The following is a 20990-nucleotide window of genomic DNA, read 5'->3' on the forward strand; positions in this document are numbered from 1 at the left end:
GCCGCGGGAGGTCAACGGTGCCCGGAACGGGATTGTGGCGCACTAAATCGATCGAACAGTCCATTGCGGACACCGACGAGCCGGAGACCAGGCTCCGGCGCAACCTGAGCGCCTGGGACCTCACGGTCTTCGGCGTCGCGGTCGTGATCGGTGCCGGCATCTTCACGCTGACCGCGCGCACCGCCGGTGACTACGCCGGCCCGTCGGTCTCGCTGGCCTTCGTCTTCGCCGCGATCGCGTGCGCGCTGGCCGCGTTGTGCTACGCCGAGTTCGCCTCCACCGTGCCGGTCGCCGGCAGCGCCTACACGTTCTCCTACGCCACGTTCGGCGAGTTCATGGCGTGGATCATCGGCTGGGACCTGATCCTCGAGCTCGCGGTCGGCGCGGCCGCGGTGTCGAAGGGCTGGTCGGTCTACCTCGAGACGGTGCTCGGCTACCTCTTCGGGAAGGGCACCAAGACGACGTTCGACATCGGCGGGCTCACCGTCGACTGGGGCGCGCTCGTCGTCGTGGCGGTCCTGACGACGCTGCTGGCCCTCGGCACGAAGCTGTCTTCGCGGGTCTCGATGGTGATCACCGGCATCAAGGTCGCCGTCGTGCTGTTCGTGATCATCCTCGGCATCTTCTACATCAAGGGCGCCAACTACTCGCCCTACATCCCGCCCGCCGTCACCGGCTCCGCGGCCGAGACGGGGGTCGACCAGTCGCTGTTCTCGCTCATCGCGGGCGGCGCGAGCAGCTCGTTCGGCGTCTTCGGCCTGCTGGCGGGCGCGTCGCTGGTGTTCTTCGCCTTTATCGGCTTTGACATCGTCGCGACCACCGCGGAGGAGACGCGCAACCCGCAGAAGGCCGTGCCGCGCGGCATCATGGGCTCGCTCGCCATCGTCACGGTGCTGTACGTCGCGGTGTCGCTGGTGGTCGTCGGCATGACGTCCTACAAGGACCTGGCCACGTCGGCGGGCGACGGCAGCCACAAGACCCTGGCCACGGCGTTCGCCGCGAACGGCGTCGACTGGGCGGCCAACATCATCTCCTTCGGCGCGCTGGCCGGCCTGACGACCGTCGTGATGGTCCTGATGCTCGGCCAGGTCCGGATCATCTTCGCGATGTCGCGCGACGGCCTGATGCCGCGCGGGCTCGCGAAGACGGGCGAGCACGGCACGCCGAAGCGCGCGACGCTGATCGTCGGTGGCCTGGTCGCCGTCGCGGCGACGTTCTTCCCGGCGGACAAGCTCGAGGAAATGGTCAACGTGGGGACGCTGTTCGCGTTCGTGCTCGTGTCGGCGGGCGTGCTGATCCTGCGCCGGACGCGGCCCGAGCTGCCACGCGCGTTCAAGGTGCCGCTGGTGCCGCTCATCCCGATCCTGGCGATCCTCGCCTGCCTGTGGCTGATGCTGAACCTGACGGTGCTGACCTGGCTCCGGTTCGTGGCCTGGATGGTGCTGGGCGTGCTGATCTACTTCGGCTACAGCCGGCGCCACTCGCTGCTGGGCAAGCGGCAGGCCGAGGGCGTCGGGGAGCCCGTGAGGGACTAGCCCGCCACTCGTTCGTGGAGCCCCGCCGACCTGCATCCCGCAGGTCGGCGGGGCTTTTTGCGGCGGGTTCACCTCGGCCGATCTTGCTGTTCGCGCGGATAAGGGGACCCCATGTAGCAGGCAGAGTGACGTGCGATACCTTTCGATCCTTCGCGTCGCACTGACGGGCTAATTACAGCAGCGTGATTTGCACGCTCAGTGGTGCCGCGATCACAACTTTCGCAAGTGCTCTCCCCGCCGGTACAGGAGTTCCGAATGCGCAGACGTACCTTCCGCGGCGCCGTCGCGATCATGGCGCTGACCACCGCCGCCCTCATCGGCACCGCCGGCTCCGCGCTGGCGTGCGTCCCCGGTGACGACCGTGCCGAAGGCACCGTCGGCAACGCCACCACGTGCGAGGACATCGGCCTCGGCCAGGCCCTCGACGTGACCGACCAGCTCCAGGTCACCGGCGGCACCACGAAGGACCAGTACCTGACGGTCACCGGGGTCGCCAAGGGCGTCACGGTCGCCGCGATCGTGGTCAAGGGCGGCGACGAGTACAACACCTACGTGCCGGGCAAGAAGGGCCTGCCGGGCACCCCGCCGTGGGAGAAGCTGCACGCTCCGATGGTCGGCAAGGACTCCAAGAACGTCCCGACGATCAGCCACTGGTTCGCGTGCGGCGCGAAGAAGGGCACCCCGCCGACCAAGACCTCCACGCCGCCGACCAAGACGTCCGCGCCGGCCACCAGCACCAAGCCGAGCGCTCCGGCGACGTCGGACACCTCGGTCGCGCCGACCAGCACCACCGCTCCGGCCGCCGTCCCGGCGGGCAACGAGTCCGGTACCGGTGGCGGCCTGGCCAACACCGGGTTCGACAACAGCTGGCTGATCTGGGTCGCGGGCCTGCTGCTGGTCGCCGGTGGCGGTCTGCTCGCGCTGCTGAAGTTCCGCCGCAAGGCTTCCGAGTGACGTTCTGACTCGGTCGAAGGCCCCTCGCCCCGGCGAGGGGCCTTCACTTTTTCGGGGGAAAGTCCCCGAACAGTGAGCCCTGCTCGCCCCAGGACGGCTTGCCGAGGCCGGCGGCCATCGCGACGGCGTGGTCCCATTCCGCGTCGACGACGTAGTCCTGGTGCTTGAGCACCCCCGGCGCCCAGCGGTGCCGCCCGGTCGGGCCGCGCAGCGGGTCCGGCAGCCAGTGGTCGCCGCCGAGGATGAGGACGCCGTTCTCGTCGGCCTTCGCCGACACCGGCCCGCAGCCGCCTTCGGGCAGGTAGCCGACGCCGTGCAGGCGCTGCTCGGCGACCGAGTGCCGCCACGTCGTCACGCCGCCGCCGAAGATGTCGGTGCCGCGGCAGAGGGCGCGCCACCGGCCGTCGAGGTCGGCGAAGAGCTTCTCGAGCGCTTCCTGCGGCAGCAACGCCGGGAACGCGCGCTGGTAGCCCCACTGCAGGGGTGAGCCCGCGGTCAGCACGCCGACGCGTTCGTGGTCCGCTTTCGGCAGCTCGGCCGTCAGGCGGGCGGCGGCCATGATCGTGAGCAGGCTGCCGAGGTTGTAGCCGGAGAGCACCACCCGCGTCCCGGGTTCGGCGAGGTGCTCGCGCGCCCGCGCGGCGAGCTCCGGGACGACCTTCAGCGCGTAGCACGGCGGCACGGTCGGGTGCGCGGCCCGCGGCCAGAAGCAGACCAGGTCGGCCAGCGCGCCGAGGTGGCGGCTGCGCTGCGGGGTGCGCGCGGCGGTGTAGACGACGCGCAGCAGGCCCGCGGCGAGCGCGCCGAGGGCGAACACGCCGATCGCCGACAGCGGCCCGAACCAGCCGGGCACCAGCCCCAACCCGAACCGCAGGACCAGCAGCGCCGCGCCGCCCGCCGACATCGCCGACGCCACGGTGAGCGCCAGGTGGTGCAGGTGCCGCCGTTCCCATGCCGACCGCGCCCACGCGGCGGCGGCCTGGGCCTCCTGCCGCTCGTCGTGTTCCATCAGCTCGACGATCGCCGGGATGCCGCGGCGCAGCCGGCGCAGCGGCACGGCGACCGCGAAGCCCAGCACGCCCAGCACCGCGGCCAGCGCCAGCCCGGCGCCCCACAGCACCGTGACCAGCTGGTACGTGTCGGGCACCCGCAGCAGCCCGGCACCGGACAGCCGCCGGACGGCTTCGGCGAGGCCGGCGCCGAACCCGCCGCCGAGCAGGCCGGCGAGCGCGAGCACCGGCGCGGCCGCCCAGCCGCCCGCCCACGGCCGCAGCCGGCGCGGCTTGTGCTTCCAGCCGGGCCGGGCCAGCAGCGCGGCCGGGGCGAGGAACAGCGCGAACAGCACCGTGACGGCGACCAGTCCCGCGCCGAGCCCTTCGACGACGCCGTCGGTGCCCGGCAGCGGACCCGGGCCCGGCCGCAGCCGGGCCGCGGCCACGACGACCAGCAGCGCGGCGAACGCGATGACCGCGGGCCGGGCGAACCGGCCGGTGTCGACGCCGATCGCGGCGGCGGCGACGGTCGCGAGGACCAGCGCGAGCGTCACGATCCAGACGACGAGGTCGAAGACGTTGCCTGGCACCCGGAAGGGGCCGCCCAGCAGCAGCAAGGCCACCGAGACCAGCGCCGCGACGGTGTGCAGGCAGCGCAACGCCGGCGTCTCCGGGTCGGCGCGCATCCGCAGCGGGCCGTCGGTGAGGTCGCCGTCGGCGTGCACCGCCCACGTCGCCGACGAGATCCGGTGCAGCACGAAGATCACGGCCAGCAGCGGCAGCACGCCGACCGTGATCCGGGCCGGCACCGAGCGGAGGACGTCGGGCACGACGGGCAGGCAGCCCGACCCGGGGGCCAGGCACTGCGCCGCGAGCAGGTCGAGCGCGATGGTCGCGAGCTGGGCCATCAGCAGCATCGTCAGCAGCAGGGCGCCGACGCGCAGCAGGCCCCGGCACACGGCGCCCAGCACGCGCGGGAGGCGACGGCCGGGCGGGGCCGGTGGCAGCATCCAGAAGGCCACGTTGGCCAGCGAGAACGGGAACAGCAGCGCCCAGGTCGCCTTCGCGGCGCCGCCGGACGTCATGCCGTGCCACAGGTAGCCTTCGAGGGTCCGCGGGATCGTCCGGCCCAGCGCCGGCAGCACGGGACCCGGCGCCGGGCGCCGCAGCCGGTCCGCCGGCCGGATCACGCGGCCCAGCCCGTCGCCGGCGACGTCGACGGTCGCCACCGCGTCGAGCAGCGTCTCCCCGCTGGTGCCGACGAGCCCGGCGACGCGGATTTCGACTACGCGGGTGTCCGGGCCGGGCATGGGCACGGTAAGGGTCTCCTAACCGTTCTAGGGAAGGTCGAGCGGACAACGGTAGTGTTCCGGTGTCATCGAGTCTTGGAGGAATCGCCACTATGCCCCCCGAAAGCGTTGCGAAGCGGCACGAGACCCGCAACGGCGTCGAGTTCGCCGTCGCCGACCTCGAGGCCGCCGAGTTCGGCCGCAAGGAGATCCGCCTCGCCGAGCACGAGATGCCGGGGCTGATGGCGCTGCGGCGCGAATACGCCGAGGTCTACCCGCTGCGCGGTGCGCGGATCTCCGGTTCGCTGCACATGACCGTGCAGACGGCGGTGCTGATCGAAACCCTGGTCGCGCTGGGCGCGGAAGTGCGCTGGGCCTCCTGCAACATCTTCTCGACGCAGGACCACGCGGCGGCCGCGGTCGTCGTCGGCCCGCACGGCACGCCCGAGGAGCCCAAGGGCGTCCCGGTGTTCGCGTGGAAGGGCGAGTCGCTCGAGGAGTACTGGTGGTGCACCGAGCGGATGCTCACCTGGGACGGCGAGGGTCCCAACATGATCCTCGACGACGGCGGTGACGCCACGATGCTGGTCCACAAGGGCACCGAGTACGAGAAGGCGGGCGTCGTCCCGTCGCCGGACGACAACGACTCCGACGAGTGGAAGGTCTTCCTCGAGCTGCTCCGCAACTCGGTGGCGGCCGACACCGGCAAGTGGACGAAGATCGGCGAGGGCATCCGCGGCGTCACCGAGGAGACGACGACCGGTGTCCTGCGGCTCTACCAGCTCGCGGCGGCCGGTGAGCTGCTGTTCCCGGCGATCAACGTCAACGACGCGGTGACGAAGTCGAAGTTCGACAACCGCTACGGCATCCGCCACTCCCTGATCGACGGCATCAACCGCGGCACCGACGTGCTGATCGGCGGCAAGGTCGCGGTGGTCTGCGGCTACGGCGACGTCGGCAAGGGCGCGGCGGAGTCGCTGCGCGGCCAGGGTGCCCGCGTGATCGTCACGGAGATCGACCCGATCTGCGCCCTCCAGGCGGCGATGGACGGCTACGCGGTCCGCAAGCTCGAGAGCGTCCTGCCCGAGGCCGACATCATCATCACCACGACCGGCAACAAGGACGTCGTGCTGGTCGAGCACATGGCGAAGATGAAGCACCAGGCGATCCTGGGCAACATCGGCCACTTCGACAACGAGCTCGACATGGCGGGCCTGGCGCGGTACCCGGGCATCCGCAAGATCAACATCAAGCCGCAGGTCGACGAGTGGGTCTTCCCGGACGGCAAGAGCATCATCGTGCTGTCCGAGGGCCGGCTGCTCAACCTGGGCAACGCGACCGGGCACCCGTCGTTCGTGATGTCGAACAGCTTCTCCAACCAGGTGATCGCGCAGATCGAGCTGTTCACCAAGCACGAGGAGTACGACAACGAGGTGTTCCGGCTGCCGAAGAAGCTGGACGAGAAGGTGGCCCGCATCCACCTGGAGGCCCTCGGCGGCGAGCTGACGAAGCTGACCAAGGAGCAGGCGGAGTACATCGACGTCGACGTCGAAGGACCGTTCAAGCCGGAGCACTACCGGTACTGAGTTTGTCGGTTTTCGCAGGTCAGGGCCGCCCCGGAAGTGTCGGGGCGGCCCTGCTGTCTTGCGCACGCGATCGACGGCGAGCTGCCCGCCCGGCTCGAGCCCGCAAACGCCGAGCCGCGGCGCGGACTGGCCCGCGCCAAAGCCCGCGCGAAACATCGAGGCCGCCGGAGAGACGGCCGCGGCTCAGTTCCACTCCACCGCGACCCCGGCCAGCCCCGGCCCGGCGTCGCTGAAGAACGCGCTGCTCACCCCGCCCATGTCGCACGCCAGCTCCTCCGCGACCACCGGCAGCGCGTCATCCCGAGCCCGGACCTGACGCGTACACCGGGCCGGCAACGCGTTCCGGTCGAACCGCAGCTGGACGAGATAGCTCGCACACCGGTCCCGTAGCATCCGGTAGTACCCCGGCGACGCCGAGCCCGAGTCGTCGCGGACCTCGAAGCAGAACACGTGGATGTCACCCTCCGCGAGCTTGCGGTCGAACAGCAGCTCCGTCGCCATCGTGTCCGCGTCCGGGTTGCGGCGCATCCGGCCCACCCGGCAGCCCTCGTCGGTGATCAGCTCCACGTCGTCGATGCGGCAGCCCGGGTCGCCGTTGTACACCGTCAGGTAGCGGTCCGGGCCGTGGCGCCGGGCGCGCGTCACCAGCCGCGTGCGCAGGCTGACCTGGCGGTGCTCGGCGTCGAACGTGATCGTGTCGTGCACCGACAGCAGCTCGAGGTCGGCGTTGTAGTGGTTCGACGACGGGTACGCGCCCAGCTCGGCCAGCAGGTCCTCGACGATCGACCCCATGTCGCCGGAGCGCAGGTCGTGGAACGACGCCGCCGGCTGGTGGCCACGGCGGACCAGCCGGGGTCCGATGAGCACCACCAGCGCGTCCGCGGGCAGCTGGAGCACCGACTCCAGGGCCCGCACCGCAGGCAGCGCCTTCGGCACCTCGGGCTGGCGGAGCCCGCGCTGCCAGTAGCTCAGCGTCGACTGTCCGATTTGGACGCCGCGTAACGCCAGGTGGGCGCGCAGGCGAGCCAGCGAGAGGCCGCGGTAGGCGATGGCCAGCCGCAGGGCGTGGTGGAACTCGCCGGTGCGGAGTGCCTCGGTCAGCTCTTTCGGCAGTTCGGCGACCGATGCCCGGGTCGTGCGCGCGCCATCGATGATCAGTGGGAGGTTCCCGTCTTGTGCCACCGCTCGTCCCTTCACCCGACCAGTGTGTGCGCTGGGCGTGAACACCGCGGAACGTTCACGTTAGCAGCGTAGAGTGGCCCTGCCGACCCCCGTTCAGGGTGGTTGGCCTCGTTGTGGTGACTGTTCCGCGTTCCGGCTGTGACCCGGAACGGTCCGTTCCTCCGGATGGCGTTCTTGCTCCGGGTGACCGCGTTGTTCACCGTTGTGACCACCGCTGGTTCGCCCCACTTCTCGGCAGGAGGCCGTCCGTGCTGGTGAAGTCGAGCCAGGCTCACGTCGTCCTGGCCGTGAGCCTGATGTTGTGCCTGGTCGCGCCGGTCACCGCCGGAGCCGCGCCCGGAGTACCGCCGACCTACCGCAACCCGATCGTGTCGCAGCTCCAGCAGAAGAACCAGTGGTGCTGGGCGAGCTCCGGCGCCACCATCGCGGCCTTCCACGGCGCCGCGGTCAGCCAGACGCGCTTCTGCCAGCTCGCGCACGGCGAGAGCGGCCAGGACTGCGCGAACCTGCCCGGAACGCTCGCCGACCCCCAGCGCGCCTTCGCCCGCCTCGGGTTCACCTCGCCCGGCCGCTACCTCGACCGGCGCATCTCCTACGCCGACGTCCGGACGCAGACCGCGGCGGGCCGTCCGGTCGAGACCCGCGTCGGCTACCGCTCGGGCGGCGGCCACACGCACGTCGTCTACGGCTACGACACCAGCGGCGGCTGGGTGTACTGGGCCGATCCCGGGCCCGCCAAGCGCTACAACTGGGCCACCTACGGCTTCTACGCGCAGAACTCGTCGTTCACCTGGACGCACACGCTCACCGGGATCGCCCGATGAGCAGGCGGGCGCTGGTGCTCGCCGTGCTGACCGGCGCGGCGCTGCTGATGACGGCTCCGGTGTCAGGCGCGGCCCAGGCCGCCGGCATCAGCAGCGCCGACGCCGCGGCCGCGCACGCCGCGGCGGTGCGCCTCCAGGACACTCTGGTCGGCTTCTTCGCGCAGGCCCCGGACGCGCGCGGTCCGGTCACGGTCCAGGTTTCACCGGACGCCTACCCCGTGTACGAGCTCTCGCCGGACTTCGTCGGGGGCAAGCCGGGCGCGGCTCCCGGTGACTTCGCTTACTTCGCGGTGCCGGCCCGCGCGTCCGACGGCCGGACCGCGACGCTGTGGTCGGTGCGTGGCGACAACGGCACCTGGCAGGTCGGCAACATCGCTTCGGGCGACGTCGAAGGCGCGTTCGCCCGGCAGCTGCCGCCGGGCGCCCAGCTGCTGCACGAACCGCAGGTCGACGCCTGGTACGCGGTCCGCGACGGCCGGGTCACGCCCCTGTCGGAGGCCAAGCCCGCCGTCGCCGTGGCCGACTACCAGCGAACCGTCGAAGCGCGCTACGCCGACAAGCTCCCCGGTTCCGCGTACGCCCGCGAAGGCGAGGCCGGCGGTTACGACGCGACGTCCCAGGTGATGCCCCGCGGTGACGGCAGCCCGGCGCCGGCCGGCCACGACACGGGCTGGGTGCCGTTGCTGATCCTCGCCGGCGTGCTGGCGGTCAGTGGCGCCGGTTACGTCCTCCACCTGCGGCGGCATCCCGCCTGAGCCGTACCGGTGGGCCCGGTGTCGATCCCTTCCGCCGGGCCCGCCGGTCCACCACCGATAATGGCGCCCGTGGGTCGACTGGTGGTCATCGAAGGGCTCGACGGCGCGGGCAAGCGCACGCTGGCCGACGGGCTGACGGCGCAGCTGCGCGCGAAGGGCGCGAGCGTCGCTTCGCTGGCGTTCCCGCGTTACGGCAAGAGCGTGCACGCCGACCTCGTCCGGGAGGCGCTGCACCGCGGCCACGGCGACCTCGCCGACTCCGTGTACGGCATGGCGGTGCTCTACGCGCTGGACCGCAGCGGCGCCGCCGACGACATCCGCGCGCTGCGGGACACGCACGACGTCGTCCTGCTCGACCGCTATGTCGCGTCCAACGCCGCGTACGCGGCCGCGCGCCTGCGGCAGGACGCGGCGGGCGAAGTCGTGAAGTGGGTGTGGGAGCTGGAGGTCGACCGCTTCGGCCTGCCGCGTCCCGACGCGCACCTGCTGTTGCGCGTCGCGCCCGCGGTGGCCGCCGAACGTGCCGAACGCCGCGCGGAGGCCGAAGCCGGCCGCGACCGCGACAGCTTCGAGACCGACGACGGCCTGCAGCGACGCTGCGCGGCGGTGTACGACGAGCTGGCCGCTTCGGGCTGGCTCGCGCCGTGGCACGTCCTGGACGGCGTCGCGGGCGTCGACCATGAAGCCCTAGCGGCGACATTGCTGGGGTAGCACGAACACGATCCGCGCGATGGCGTGTCCCCTAGTCCCGGAAGTACCCCAGCTGCGCGGAAAGCTCGTCGGCCGCTTCGGTCATCGGCCGCACGATCTGCTTCACCCGCTGCCGGGACAGCCGGTAGGACGGCCCGGAGGCGCTCATCGCGGCGACGACGTCCCCGCCCGGGCCGCGGATCGGCACGGCGACCGCGTGCATGCCGACCTCGAGCTCTTCGTAGCAGGCCGCGTAGCCGTCTTCGAGCACTTGCTTCAGCTCGGCCAGCAGCTCTTCCGGCTCGACCGTCGTCTGCGGCGTGTACCGCTCGAGCTTCCGCTTCAGCACGCGCTTGCGCTCGGACTCGCCCATGTGCGCCAGGAGCACCTTGCCGCTGGAGGTCGCGTGCAACGGAGTCCGCTGGCCCGTCCAGTTCTGCGTCGTGATGGCCGCCGAGCCGCGGGCCTGGCTGATGTTGATGGCGACGCCGTCGTCGGCGATGGCGATGTTCACCGTCTCGCCCAGCTCTTCGGCGAGCGCCAGGCAGGTGGCGCGGCCGAGCTTCGCCAGGTCCATCCGGCCGGTCGCGGCACCGGCCAGCCGCACGACGCCGAACCCGATCGCGTACTTCCCGCGTTCGCCGAGCTGCTCGACCAGGCCTCTGGACTCCAGGACGCTGAGCAGCCGCGACGCCGTGGACTTGTGGACGCCCAGCTCGCCCGCGATCTCGGTGATGCCGGTTTCGCCGTTGCGGGCGAGCAGCTCCAGCACGCTGATGGCCCGGTCGACCGACTGCACCTGGCTCTGAGTTGCGTTGCCCGAGTCCTGGTTCCGCATGGCGCAACACTATCCGGAACGCGGCCTTCGCATCGGCTGAGCGGGCGAATCCCCGGACGGCCGGAGGCGGGGGAACGCCCCGGTACCGGCACCCGGATGGAGCAGGGCGGGTCGCGATCTTGATCTTTCTGGAGGTCAAACACGCGGGTCGTGCGTGCGGGTGCCGGAACTAGTGCGAATATGTGGACATGAAGGCACGTGTTCTCGTGGTCGACGACGACCCCGCCCTCGCGGAGATGCTCACCATCGTGCTCCGTGGGGAGGGGTTCGACACGGCCGTGGTCGCCGACGGTTCGCGCGCGCTGCCCGCGCTGCGCGAGCTGAAGCCCGACCTCGTCCTGCTCGACCTCATGCTGCCCGGGATGAACGGGATCGACGTCTGCAAGGCGATCCGCGCCGAGTCCGGGGTGCCGATCGTCATGCTCACCGCCAAGAGCGACACCGTGGACATCGTCCTCGGCCTGGAGTCCGGCGCGGACGACTACGTCGTGAAGCCGTTCAAGCCGAAGGAGCTGGTGGCGCGGGTCCGGGCGCGGATGCGCCGCACCGAGGCCGAGCCCGCGGAGTCGCTCACGATCGGCGACCTGGCGATCGACGTGCCGGGCCACGAGGTCACGCGCGAGGGCAAGGCCATCCCGCTGACCCCGCTGGAGTTCGACCTGCTGGTGGCGCTGGCGCGCAAGCCGCGCCAGGTGTTCACCCGCGAAGTGCTGCTCGAACAGGTGTGGGGCTACCGGCACGCGGCCGACACCCGGCTGGTGAACGTGCACGTCCAGCGCCTGCGTTCCAAGGTGGAGAAGGACCCGGAGCACCCCGAGGTGGTGTTGACCGTTCGCGGTGTCGGGTACAAGGCCGGCCCGCCGTGATGAGTCGATGAGCACGGAGACCGGCAGACGGCTCCCCGCCTTCGCGCGTTCGACGGCACGCCTGGTGCGGCGTGTCGTCGTTTTCGCGCGCCGCCGCGCGGTCGCGTTCAACGAGCTGTGGAAGCACTCGCTGCAGTTCCGCGTCACCGTGTCGACGCTCGCGCTGTCCTCGGCCGTGGTCTTCGTGCTCGGCATGGTGCTGCAGAACCAGATCACCGAGCGGCTGCTGGACACCAAGCGCGAAGCCGCCATCGCCCAGACCCGCGCGGCCGCCGACACCGCCGCCGGTGAGCTGGTCGGCCTCGGCGGCGAGACGCCGGAAGCGATGGGCAACCGGCTCGAGAACGCGCTGAAGAAGATCGCGATCACGCCGACCAGCCAGGACGCGGCCGGTTCGGCGGCGGGCACGTTCGTCCCGGTGCTCGCCAGCGGCGGGCACGACCAGTCCGGCGACGAGCCCGCGTTCGCCGGCCCGTTCGAGAACGTGCCGCCGCGGCTGCGCCAGTTCGTCGAAGCCGACCAGATGAGCTGGCTCGAGCACACCGTCACCGACGCCTCGGGCGCGCGCACGACGTACCTGATCGTCGGCACGCCGCTCAACACGGTGGCCAGCCCGCTGCAGCTGTACCTGCTGTTCCCGCTGACGACCGAGCAGAACACCGTCTCGACCGTGCAGAACACGTTGCTGGTCGGCGGGCTCGTGCTGCTGTTGTTGCTGGCGGGCATCACGAACCTGGTGACCCGGCAGGTGGTGCGGCCGGTCCGGCAGGCCGCCGCGGCGGCCGAGCAGTTCGCCGGTGGCGATCTCGACCAGCGGCTCGCCGTGCTCGGCGAAGACGACCTGGCGAAGCTCGCCGTCTCCTACAACGAGATGGCCGCGAGCATCCAGCGCCAGATCCGCCAGCTCGAGGAGTTCGGCGGGCTGCAGCGGCGGTTCACCTCCGACGTCTCGCACGAGCTGCGCACGCCGCTGACCACCGTCCGGATGGCCGCGGACGTGCTGCACGCGTCGCGCGAGCAGTTCCCGGCCGGGCTCGCCCGCTCGACCGAGCTGCTGGTCGACGAGCTCGACCGGTTCGAGGCGCTGCTCGGCGACCTGCTGGAGATCAGCAGGCTCGACGCCGGTGTCGAAGAGCTGGCGGCGGAGTTCATCGACGTCCGCCCGATCGCCACCCGCGCGGTCGAGCAGGTGCGGGTGATCGCCGGCAACGCGGGCAGCTCGGTGGAGCTCGTGCTGCCCGACGAAGAGGTGATCGCCGAGGTCGACGCGAGGCGCGTCGAGCGGATCCTGCGCAACCTGCTCGGCAACGCCGTCGACCACAGCGAGGGCAAGCCGGTCGTGCTCACGCTGGCGGCCAACGAGACGGCGGTCGCCGTGACGGTCCGGGACCACGGCGTCGGCCTGCGGCCCGGCGAGGCCGATCTGGTGTTCAACCGGTTCTGGCGCGCCGACCCGTCGCGCAACCGGCGCACCGGCGGCACCGGGCTCGGCCTGGCGATCAGCCAGGAGGACGCGCGCCTGCACGGCGGTGAGCTCGACGCGTGGGGCGAGCCCGGCCAAGGCGCCTGCTTCCGGCTGGTGCTGCCGCGCCGCCAGGAGGTCCCCGCGGGCGAACCGCCGCTGACGCTGCCGCCGCCCGACCACGTCGCGGCCGAGGTACCGCTCGGCCTGCTCGAGGTCACGCCGGCGCCGGAGGCGATCTTCGCCGAACGTGAGGAAATCGGTCAGTGAAACAACGGGCTTTCCGGCTTCTGCTCGCGCTGGTGTGCGTGGGGCTCGTGGCCGGCTGCGCGAACGTCCCGCTGGAGTCCCAGCCGGTCGTCGTCTCCGGCGAACGCCAGGGCCAGGGCTCCGGGGACGTCGTCCCGGAGCCGGAGAAGGACATCGACCCGCTGACCCTCGTGCGCGGGTTCATCGGCGCGACGCTCAAGCCGGGCCAGAACAACGCGGCCGCGCGCGCCTACCTGGACGACCAGAGCCGGGCGGCGTGGCGGCCGAGCCGCAGCCTGACGATCATCCAGAACACGTTCGGCACGGTCTACGACCCGTCGCCGCCGCCCGACCCGAACACGCTGGTCGTGAACGTGCGCGGGCTCGACGTCGGCACGCTCGACCAGAACAGCGCGTTCGTGCCGGACTACAGCCCGGTGGCGCTGAAGGTGAAGGTGCGCAAGCAGGCGAACGGCCAGTGGCGGATCACCGACCCGCTGCCGGACCTGTACGCGACCGAGTCCGACTTCAGCGAGAACTACACCGCGGTGCCGGTGAACTTCTATTCGGAGCAGTCGGCCACCTTCGTCCCGGACCGGCGTTACGTCATCGCGAAGCCGCAGTCGGGGCTGCCGAGCAAGGTGCTGAACCTGCTGGTCAGCGGCCCGTCGGCGAGCCTGGCGGGGTCGGTGCGGAACTTCCTCGCCGAGCCGGTCGAGGTGGACACGAACGTCAAGAGCCTCGACGACGGGACGCTGGTGGTGCCGCTGTCCGGGCTGTCGGGGGCCAGTGACGACACCCGCAACCTGATCGCCGCGCAGATCGTCCTCTCGCTGCAGTACGTCACGTCGGCGCGGATCCGGATCCTCGCCGACGGCGCCTCGCTGGTGGCGAATCACCCGGACTGGCGCCCGAGCGACCTGCCCGCGTACGGCGCGGCGCTGTCACCGAGCCGGGAGCTGCCGGGCCTGATGACGGTCGGCGGCCGGGTGCGGTCCCTGGACGACGGCCAGCCGGTCCCGGGCCCGGCGGGCAACGGCGGCTACAACGTCGTGAGCGCGGCCCAGTCGGTGGACGGCAGGCGCCTGGCGGTGGTCGAGCGCGACGGCGACCGGGTCCGGCTGCGGATCGGCGACCTGGGGCACGACCTCCCGCTGACGTCGTTGTCCGGGGGCAGCACGCTGAGCCGCCCGACGTGGCGCCCGGGCACCGGCGAGGTGTGGACGGTGGTCGACCAGTTCTCGGTCGGCCGGATGGTGCTGGGCCCCAACGGCCAGTGGACGGCGCTGACGGTGAACGCGGCGGACCTGACCCAGCAGGGCGGCATCACGGAGCTGCGCTTTTCCCGCGACGGCGTCCGGGTGGCGGCGGTGGTGAACGGCCAGCTGTGGGTGGCCTCGGTGGTCGGCGGCGGCGATTCGGTGGCGCTGCGCGAGCCGCGGCTGCTGCAGCCCCACGACCTGCGCGACGTGGTGGACGTGGACTGGCTGTCGCAGGACACGCTGGTGGCGGTGACGGCGTCGCCGTCGCAGCCGGTGGTCCGCGTCACGGTGGACGGCCAGCGCATGGACGCGTTCAACAGCTCCAACCTGACCCCGACGGTCCACGGAGTGACGGCGGCGCCGAGCAGGCCGATCGTGGTGGCGGACGCGAGCGGCCTGTGGACGGCGTCGGTGCTGGGCGAGGTCTGGCGGCCGCAGAGCCATTCGATGAAGGACGCGGACCCGTTCTACCCGGGCTGATTCGCCGGTGTGGGTGACGTCAGCGCGTCCGGAACTGTCGGTGGTGGTCGCGACACTGTCCGTATGTTGCTGGATTTGCTGATCCCGAGCCGGTGTGCCGGGTGTGGTGCCCGCGGGAAGCCGTGCTGCGGCGAGTGCGCGGCGGTGTGGCGTGGGGTGGTCGAGGTCGTCCGGGTCCCGACGGCGGGGTTGGTCAGGGTGTTCGCGCTGGCCAGGTACCGCGGCGTGGGGCGGCGGTTGCTGCTCGCGTACAAGGAGCGGGGGAGAAGGGATCTCGCGCCGGCTTTGGGGCGGGCGCTGGCGGAGGCTCTGGCGGTGCTGCCGCTGAGGGCCGCGGTTTCGTCCAGTGCGGGTGCGCCGGCGGGCCCTCCGGACGCCGCAGCGCACCCCGCGGCGGCGCGCTCGTCGGTCCGGCGGCAAGCCGACCCGAACCCGCCACCGGCCAGCTCGCCGTTCGGCGCCGAGCCGACCCTCGCGAGGCCCGGCCGGGCCTCCCGGCCGACCCTCGCGAGGCCCGGCCCGGAGGGCGCCGATGCGTCGGCCGTCTCGCGGATGGAGACCTTCGCGCCGCTGCCCGCGAAAGCCGACCCGATCCGGCCTTCCGTTGGGCCGAACCCGCTATCGATCCAGCGGGAAACCGGTTCCGGCCGGCGGGCGATCTGCCTGGTCCCGGCGCCAAGCCGCCGATCGGCGGCGCGGGTCCGCGGTGGCCCCCACGTCGAGCGCCTGGCCGACGCCGCGGCCCGCTTCCTCGCCGCGCGCGGGTTCGAGGTCACGGTGGCCCCAGCGCTGGAACTGGCCGGCGGAGCCCGCGACGCGGTCGGCCTGAACCACGCCCAGCGAGCGGCGAACCTCGCCGGCCGGCTGCGGTTCCGCCAGGCGGGCCGCCCACCGCCGGACGTCCCGGTGGTGGTCCTGGACGACGTGGTCACCACCGGCGCCACGGCAGCGGCCTGCGTCCGGGCGCTGGCGGCGGAGGGCATCGCGGTCGCCGCCGTCGTCGCCCTGCTCACGGCCGGGTGATTCCCGGCCCGCTGCCACGTACCTCGCCGGTGATGCCGCGCCGCGGCTCTCGGCGGTGGGGGTACCGCGCGAGACGGTGGTCGAACGCCCTGCGGGCGGCAGCTGCCTGCGCTCGCGCGTGTTGCCCCAACCCCGTCGCGACCGCTGCCGAATCTCCTCGCGGAGCGCCCCACTGCTTCGACCGGCGCAGGCCCGCCTGGCTACCGCGGGGCCCACCGTTGCAGGTAGCCCACCACTCCCGGCGCAGGCCGCCTGCTGCAACCCCCGCAGCACGATCGCCAATCGCACCACCGCAACGCCAACCGCCTGACCTCATCCCGAGGAGGTGACCCACCCACCACCCACACGAGTGACATCCGCCGGGAACGCTGCCGAGGCCCCGGCCGTTGACCGGGCATGAGGGTGTCGACCACGACCACTCGGCCGCCACACCACTCCACCGGAGTGGCGGCTGCGCCCGGCCGGGCCGTCACCCTCGGCGTCCACCAGCCGGCAGCGATGCGCCGTCCGTGTGAAACCGAGCTGCGCGGACCGCGTCCGACCAGCGGGTGTTTTCTGCTGTTCACCCTCCGCTCACTGCGCGGGGTGACGGAGTCTCATTCCCCGACATCCCCCGGCTCGGGGGCTGTTGTAACGGGCGTGAGGAAGCTAACGTGCTCCGCAATCAGCAATCCCCGCAGGCAGGGAGGTGACGAGCCCATGTCCCTGGCGCCGGAGGTGCGCTGAGTCCGCGCTCGGGCACCGGCACGAGACGTCGTGAACCGCTCCCGAGTTCTTCTCAGCCCGCGATCCGGGCTTCCGTCCCCGCAATACCGGCGCCGTGTGAAAACACAACAGCTCGCAGTCATCTCAGCGAGGGAGGTCGTGTATGGACATCGTCGTTAAGGGCCGCAACGTGGAGGTGCCCGACCACTATCGGGCACTCGTCAGCGAAAAGCTGGCCCGGCTCGAGCGCTACGACAGGAAAGTCATCCGGTACGACGTGGAGCTGTTCCACGAACCCAACCGGCGCCAGGCCAAGAGCTGCCAGCGCGTCGAAATCACCGGAAAGGGGCGAGGTCCGGCCGTCCGCGCCGAAGCGTGTGCCGCCGACTTCTACGCAGCGCTCGATTCCGCAGTCACCAAGCTGGAAAACCGGCTGCGGAGGACGCACGACCGGAGGCGCGTGCACTACGGGCGCAGCCGCCCGGAATCGGTCGCCGAAGCGACCTCGGTGCTGCCGGGTGGTGGATCCCCGGCCGCAGCCAGTCCCGCCGCGCGTACCGCGGTGTTGGACGCACCCGAAGCCGAGCCGCAGACGAACGGCTTCGCGAGTGCCGAAGAGATCGACCTGCCCCAGCAGCAGAGCTGGGCCGACGACGACCTGGGTCACCAGCCCGGCCGCGTCGTTCGCGAAAAGCAGCACAGCGCGGAACCCATGACGGTGGACCAGGCTCTCTACGAGATGGAGCTGGTCGGCCACGATTTCTACCTCTTCAATGACTCCGAAGCGGGCCGGCCCAGCGTGGTCTACCGGCGGAAAGGCTTCGACTACGGCGTGATCCGGCTCGGCTGAGCCGGCTCGAAGGAGGCCCGACGGATGGCCCGCACGCGGCTCGCGTGCGGGCCATCCGCACGCCCACGTCGTACGGCGTGTGCACACGGCGGCCCAGGTTCCCTACGATGGGGGAGGACGGTGGCGCCGACCACGGCCGCCGCCGCGGGAGAACCTGCCCGGGACCGGCCTGGGCGCGCTCATGATCAGCTAGTGAGGTCGACCGGATGGTGCTGAACCGCCTGCTCCGCGCGGGTGAGGGCAAGATGGTGAAGCGGCTGCGCAACATCGCCGATCACATCAACACCCTCGAAGACGACGTCAAGGACCTGACCGACGCCGAGCTGCGGGCCAAGACCGAGGAGTTCCGCAAGCGGAACGGCGACGGTGAATCCCTCGACGAGCTGCTGCCCGAGGCCTTCGCGGTCGTCCGCGAGGCGGCCAAGCGCGTGCTCGGCCAGCGCCACTTCGACGTCCAGCTGATGGGCGGCGCGGCCCTGCACCTCGGCCAGGTCGCCGAGATGAAGACCGGTGAGGGCAAGACCCTCACCTGCGTGCTGCCCGCCTACCTCAACGCCATCCCCGGCAAGGGCGTGCACGTCGTCACCACGAACGACTACCTGGCCAAGCGCGACGCGGAGTGGATGGGCCGCATCCACCGCTTCCTCGGCCTCGAGGTCGGCGTCATCCTTTCGGAGCAGCAGCCGGACGTCCGGCGCGCCCAGTACAACGCCGACATCACCTACGGCACGAACAACGAGTTCGGCTTCGACTACCTGCGCGACAACATGGCGTGGAGCCTCGACGACTGCGTGCAGCGCGGGCACAACTTCGCCATCGTCGACGAGGTGGACTCGATCCTCATCGACGAGGCCCGCACGCCGCTGATCATCTCCGGCCCGGCGGACCAGTCGTCGCGCTGGTACGTCGAGTTCGCCCGGCTCGCGCCGCTCATGCAGGGCATCGACACCACCACGATGGGTTCGCGGGAGCGCGTCGAGAAGACGAACCTGATCAACTCGAAGTACCACTACGAGGTCGACCAGCGGAAGCGCACCGTCGCCGTCACCGAAAAGGGTGTCCGGTTCGTCGAGGACCAGCTCGGCATCGACAACCTCTACGAGGCCGCGAACACCCCGCTGGTCGGGTACCTGAACAACGCGCTCAAGGTGAAGGAACTCTTCCACCGCGACAAGGACTACATCGTCCGCAACGGCGAAGTCATGATCGTCGACGAGTTCACCGGGCGCATCCTGCACGGCCGCCGCTACAACGAGGGCATGCACCAGGCGATCGAGGCCAAGGAAAAGGTCGAGATCAAGGCCGAGAACCAGACCCTCGCCACGATCACCCTGCAGAACTACTTCCGGCTCTACGACAAGCTGGCCGGCATGACCGGTACGGCCGAGACCGAGGCCGCCGAGTTCCACCAGACCTACAAGCTGGGTGTGGTGCCGATCCCGACGAACCGGCCGATGATCCGCCAGGACCAGCCGGACCTGATCTACAAGACCGAGCAGGCCAAGTTCGAGGCCGTCGCCGAGGACATCGCCGAGCGGCACGAGAAGGGCCAGCCGGTGCTGGTCGGCACGACGAGCGTCGAGAAGTCCGAGCACCTGTCGAAGCTGCTGGTGAAGCTGAGCGTGCCGCACGAGGTGCTGAACGCGAAGCACCACGACCGCGAGGCGCTGATCGTCGCGCGCGCCGGCCAGAAGGGCGCGGTCACGGTCGCCACGAACATGGCGGGCCGCGGTACCGACATCGTGCTCGGCGGCAACCCGGACATCATCGCCGACCAGGTGCTGCGCGAGCAGGGCCTGGACCCGGTCGAGCACTCCGAAGAGTACGAGGCGGCGTGGCCGGCGACCCTCGAGAAGGTCAAGGCGGAGTCCAAGGCCGAGGCCGAGGAGGTCCGCGCGGCGGGCGGGCTGTACGTGCTGGGCACCGAGCGGCACGAGTCGCGCCGCATCGACAACCAGCTGCGCGGCCGGTCGGGCCGTCAGGGCGACCCGGGCGAGTCCCGCTTCTACCTCTCGCTGGGTGACGAGCTCATGCGCCGCTTCAACGCGACGATGGTCGAGCGCGTCATGACCACCATGCGGCTGCCGGACGACGTGCCGATCGAGCACAAGATGGTCTCCAAGGCCATCAAGAGTGCGCAGACCCAGGTCGAGCAGATCAACATGGAGCAGCGCAAGGACGTCCTCAAGTACGACGAGGTCATGAACGAGCAGCGCAAGGTGATCTACGCCGAGCGCCACCGCATCCTCGCCGGCGAGAACCTGCGCGACCAGATCGAGGGCATGCTCGAGGACGTCGTCAACGCCTATGTGGACGGTGCGACGGCCAACGGCTACGCCGAGGACTGGGACCACGAGAAGCTGTGGTCGGCGCTGAAGACGCTGTACCCGGTCGGCATCGAGTGGGACGACCTGATGGAGGACGGCGACCTCGACGCGGACAGCCTGCGCCAGGCGCTGCTCGAGGACGCCCGCCGCGCCTACGACAAACGCGAAGAGGAGATCAACGCGCTCGTCGGCCCGGACGGCATGCGGACCCTGGAGCACCAGGTGATGCTGACGGTCCTCGACCGCAAGTGGCGCGAGCACCTGTACGAGATGGACTACCTCAAGCAGGGCATCGGCATGCGGGCGCTGGCGCAGCGCGACCCGCTGATCGAGTACCAGCGCGAGGGCTTCGACATGTTCCGCGCGATGCTGGACTCGCTGAAGGAGGAAGCGGTCGGCTTCCTGTTCAACCTGCAGGTGGAGCGCGCGGAGGCGCCGCCGGCCGAAGCGGCGGCCGCGGTACCGACGGGCGTGGCCCCGGGCAACGGCCAGGCAACGGAGGGCAGGCACGCCCGCCCAGCACCCCCGCAGCCGCCGACAACGGACTCGGAGTCGGTCCCGGCAGCCCTGCGCGGCAAGGGCCTCGGTGGCGGCCAGCAGTCGGGAATGACGCTGTCGGGCCCGGGCGAGGACGGCGAGGTCGAGTCCCACGCGGACGGCGCCCCGCAGTCGGCGGCGGGTTCGGGCGCGACGCGCCGCGAGCGCCGAGCCGCCCAGCGCGACGCGCAGAAGAAGGGCAAGAAGGGCCCGCGCCGCTGACTTAGGCCAGAGGCCGGGGTGCTCGCGGGCGATCCGCGCGCACCCCGGCCTTTTGCATTCCGCGCAGGTCAGACCCGGCCGAGCCGCCGTGAATGCCACCTTCACGGACACTTGGTCCCTCAATGTGGCATTCACGGAGTTGAGCCGAGCGGTGCCGCGCGCGAGCCTCGGCCGGGCCGCGGGGGCCGAGCGCAAAGTCGCACCGCTTTGGCACAGCCACCCGCGGCGCCGGTCAGCCCACCTCGCGGACGGCCAATTGAGCAACGTTGCACCGCGTTGGCCCGGCCACCCGCGGCGCCGGTCAGCCCACCCAGCGCGTGGCCCAGTTACGGTCGGCAGCGCCGGTCGGCCCACCTCGCGGC

15 protein-coding genes are annotated in these 20990 nt (G+C 71.4%); 12 read left to right on the plus strand and 3 right to left on the minus strand.

The genetic code is table 11. The features are described from left to right. Positions 1 to 17: 17 nt before the first annotated feature. Both BT341_RS12595 and BT341_RS12600 read left to right on the plus strand, forming a co-directional pair. Positions 18 to 1535, plus strand: a complete 1518-nt coding sequence (locus BT341_RS12595; protein ID WP_072476471.1) for an amino acid permease — start codon at positions 18 to 20, stop codon at positions 1533 to 1535. A gap of 255 nt (positions 1536 to 1790) precedes the next feature. After that, positions 1791 to 2489 (plus strand): LPXTG cell wall anchor domain-containing protein, encoded by a 699-nt coding sequence (locus BT341_RS12600; protein ID WP_072476472.1) that lies wholly within the window; start codon positions 1791 to 1793, stop codon positions 2487 to 2489. A 43-nt stretch (positions 2490 to 2532) separates the two neighbouring features. Here the strand turns inward: BT341_RS12600 and BT341_RS12605 are convergent, their stop codons facing one another. Then, on the minus strand, positions 2533 to 4791 hold the full coding sequence (locus BT341_RS12605) for a hypothetical protein (protein ID WP_072476473.1): 2259 nt from the start codon (positions 4789 to 4791) through the stop codon (positions 2533 to 2535). Positions 4792 to 4883: 92 nt separating this feature from the next. On the opposite strand from BT341_RS12605, the gene ahcY reads away from it, so the two are divergent. Beyond that, positions 4884 to 6356, plus strand: coding sequence for an adenosylhomocysteinase (ahcY, locus tag BT341_RS12610; RefSeq protein WP_072476474.1), 1473 nt, complete (start codon positions 4884 to 4886; stop codon positions 6354 to 6356). A gap of 183 nt (positions 6357 to 6539) precedes the next feature. Here ahcY and BT341_RS12615 read toward each other — a convergent pair whose 3' ends face one another. Further along, positions 6540 to 7538 carry a hypothetical protein gene (locus BT341_RS12615; RefSeq protein WP_003085563.1) on the minus strand — a complete coding sequence of 333 codons (999 nt, stop codon included), beginning with the start codon at positions 7536 to 7538 and terminating at the stop codon, positions 6540 to 6542. A 248-nt stretch (positions 7539 to 7786) separates the two neighbouring features. On the opposite strand from BT341_RS12615, the gene BT341_RS12620 reads away from it, so the two are divergent. The 3 genes from BT341_RS12620 to BT341_RS12630 are packed head-to-tail and all read left to right on the plus strand — an operon-like array spanning position 7787 to position 9828. Next, positions 7787 to 8362, plus strand: a complete 576-nt coding sequence (locus BT341_RS12620) for a papain-like cysteine protease family protein (protein ID WP_072476475.1) — start codon at positions 7787 to 7789, stop codon at positions 8360 to 8362. Then, complete coding sequence (locus BT341_RS12625) at positions 8359 to 9117, plus strand: hypothetical protein (RefSeq protein WP_072476476.1); 759 nt, start codon at positions 8359 to 8361, stop codon at positions 9115 to 9117. Before BT341_RS12620 ends, BT341_RS12625 begins: the two co-directional genes overlap by 4 nt. A 60-nt stretch (positions 9118 to 9177) precedes the next feature. Then, positions 9178 to 9828, plus strand: coding sequence for a dTMP kinase (locus BT341_RS12630; protein WP_072476477.1), 651 nt, complete (start codon positions 9178 to 9180; stop codon positions 9826 to 9828). Between the two features lie 31 nt (positions 9829 to 9859). On the opposite strand, the gene BT341_RS12635 is transcribed toward BT341_RS12630, so the two are convergent. Continuing rightward, positions 9860 to 10645 (minus strand): IclR family transcriptional regulator, encoded by a 786-nt coding sequence (locus tag BT341_RS12635; RefSeq protein WP_072476478.1) that lies wholly within the window; start codon positions 10643 to 10645, stop codon positions 9860 to 9862. A gap of 188 nt (positions 10646 to 10833) precedes the next feature. On the opposite strand from BT341_RS12635, the gene mtrA reads away from it, so the two are divergent. The 6 genes from mtrA (at position 10834) to secA (ending at position 20628) form a co-directional block, all read left to right on the plus strand. Then, on the plus strand, positions 10834 to 11511 hold the full coding sequence (gene mtrA, locus BT341_RS12640) for an MtrAB system response regulator MtrA (RefSeq protein ID WP_005150760.1): 678 nt from the start codon (positions 10834 to 10836) through the stop codon (positions 11509 to 11511). 7 nt (positions 11512 to 11518) lie between these two features. After that, on the plus strand, positions 11519 to 13243 hold the full coding sequence (gene mtrB / locus BT341_RS12645) for an MtrAB system histidine kinase MtrB (RefSeq protein WP_072476479.1): 1725 nt from the start codon (positions 11519 to 11521) through the stop codon (positions 13241 to 13243). Continuing rightward, positions 13240 to 14964 carry an LpqB family beta-propeller domain-containing protein gene (locus BT341_RS12650; RefSeq protein ID WP_072476480.1) on the plus strand — a complete coding sequence of 575 codons (1725 nt, stop codon included), beginning with the start codon at positions 13240 to 13242 and terminating at the stop codon, positions 14962 to 14964. Before mtrB ends, BT341_RS12650 begins: the two co-directional genes overlap by 4 nt. 63 nt (positions 14965 to 15027) lie before the next feature. Further along, positions 15028 to 15987, plus strand: a complete 960-nt coding sequence (locus tag BT341_RS47835) for a ComF family protein (protein WP_425426348.1) — start codon at positions 15028 to 15030, stop codon at positions 15985 to 15987. Between the two features lie 868 nt (positions 15988 to 16855). Then, positions 16856 to 17542, plus strand: a complete 687-nt coding sequence (gene hpf, locus BT341_RS12660) for a ribosome hibernation-promoting factor, HPF/YfiA family (protein WP_072476482.1) — start codon at positions 16856 to 16858, stop codon at positions 17540 to 17542. A 206-nt stretch (positions 17543 to 17748) separates the two neighbouring features. Beyond that, entirely contained in the window at positions 17749 to 20628 is a 2880-nt protein-coding gene (gene secA / locus BT341_RS12665) for a preprotein translocase subunit SecA (RefSeq protein WP_072476483.1), read from the plus strand. Positions 20629 to 20990 lie beyond the last annotated feature (362 nt).

Origin of the sequence: Amycolatopsis australiensis (assembly GCF_900119165.1) — a bacterium.
Classification (GTDB): Bacteria; Actinomycetota; Actinomycetes; order Mycobacteriales; family Pseudonocardiaceae; genus Amycolatopsis; species Amycolatopsis australiensis.

Coding starts and splice junctions, on each gene's coding strand:
- BT341_RS12600 (WP_072476472.1), top strand. CDS start 1,791: ATGCGCAGACGTACCTTCCGCGGCGCCGTCGCGATCATGGCGCTGACC.
- BT341_RS12605 (WP_072476473.1), bottom strand. CDS start 4,791: ATGCCCGGCCCGGACACCCGCGTAGTCGAAATCCGCGTCGCCGGGCTC.
- ahcY (WP_072476474.1), top strand. CDS start 4,884: ATGCCCCCCGAAAGCGTTGCGAAGCGGCACGAGACCCGCAACGGCGTC.
- BT341_RS12625 (WP_072476476.1), top strand. CDS start 8,359: ATGAGCAGGCGGGCGCTGGTGCTCGCCGTGCTGACCGGCGCGGCGCTG.
- BT341_RS12630 (WP_072476477.1), top strand. CDS start 9,178: ATGGCGCCCGTGGGTCGACTGGTGGTCATCGAAGGGCTCGACGGCGCG.
- BT341_RS12635 (WP_072476478.1), bottom strand. CDS start 10,645: ATGCGGAACCAGGACTCGGGCAACGCAACTCAGAGCCAGGTGCAGTCG.
- mtrA (WP_005150760.1), top strand. CDS start 10,834: ATGAAGGCACGTGTTCTCGTGGTCGACGACGACCCCGCCCTCGCGGAG.
- mtrB (WP_072476479.1), top strand. CDS start 11,519: ATGAGCACGGAGACCGGCAGACGGCTCCCCGCCTTCGCGCGTTCGACG.
- BT341_RS47835 (WP_425426348.1), top strand. CDS start 15,028: ATGTTGCTGGATTTGCTGATCCCGAGCCGGTGTGCCGGGTGTGGTGCC.
- hpf (WP_072476482.1), top strand. CDS start 16,856: ATGGACATCGTCGTTAAGGGCCGCAACGTGGAGGTGCCCGACCACTAT.
- secA (WP_072476483.1), top strand. CDS start 17,749: ATGGTGCTGAACCGCCTGCTCCGCGCGGGTGAGGGCAAGATGGTGAAG.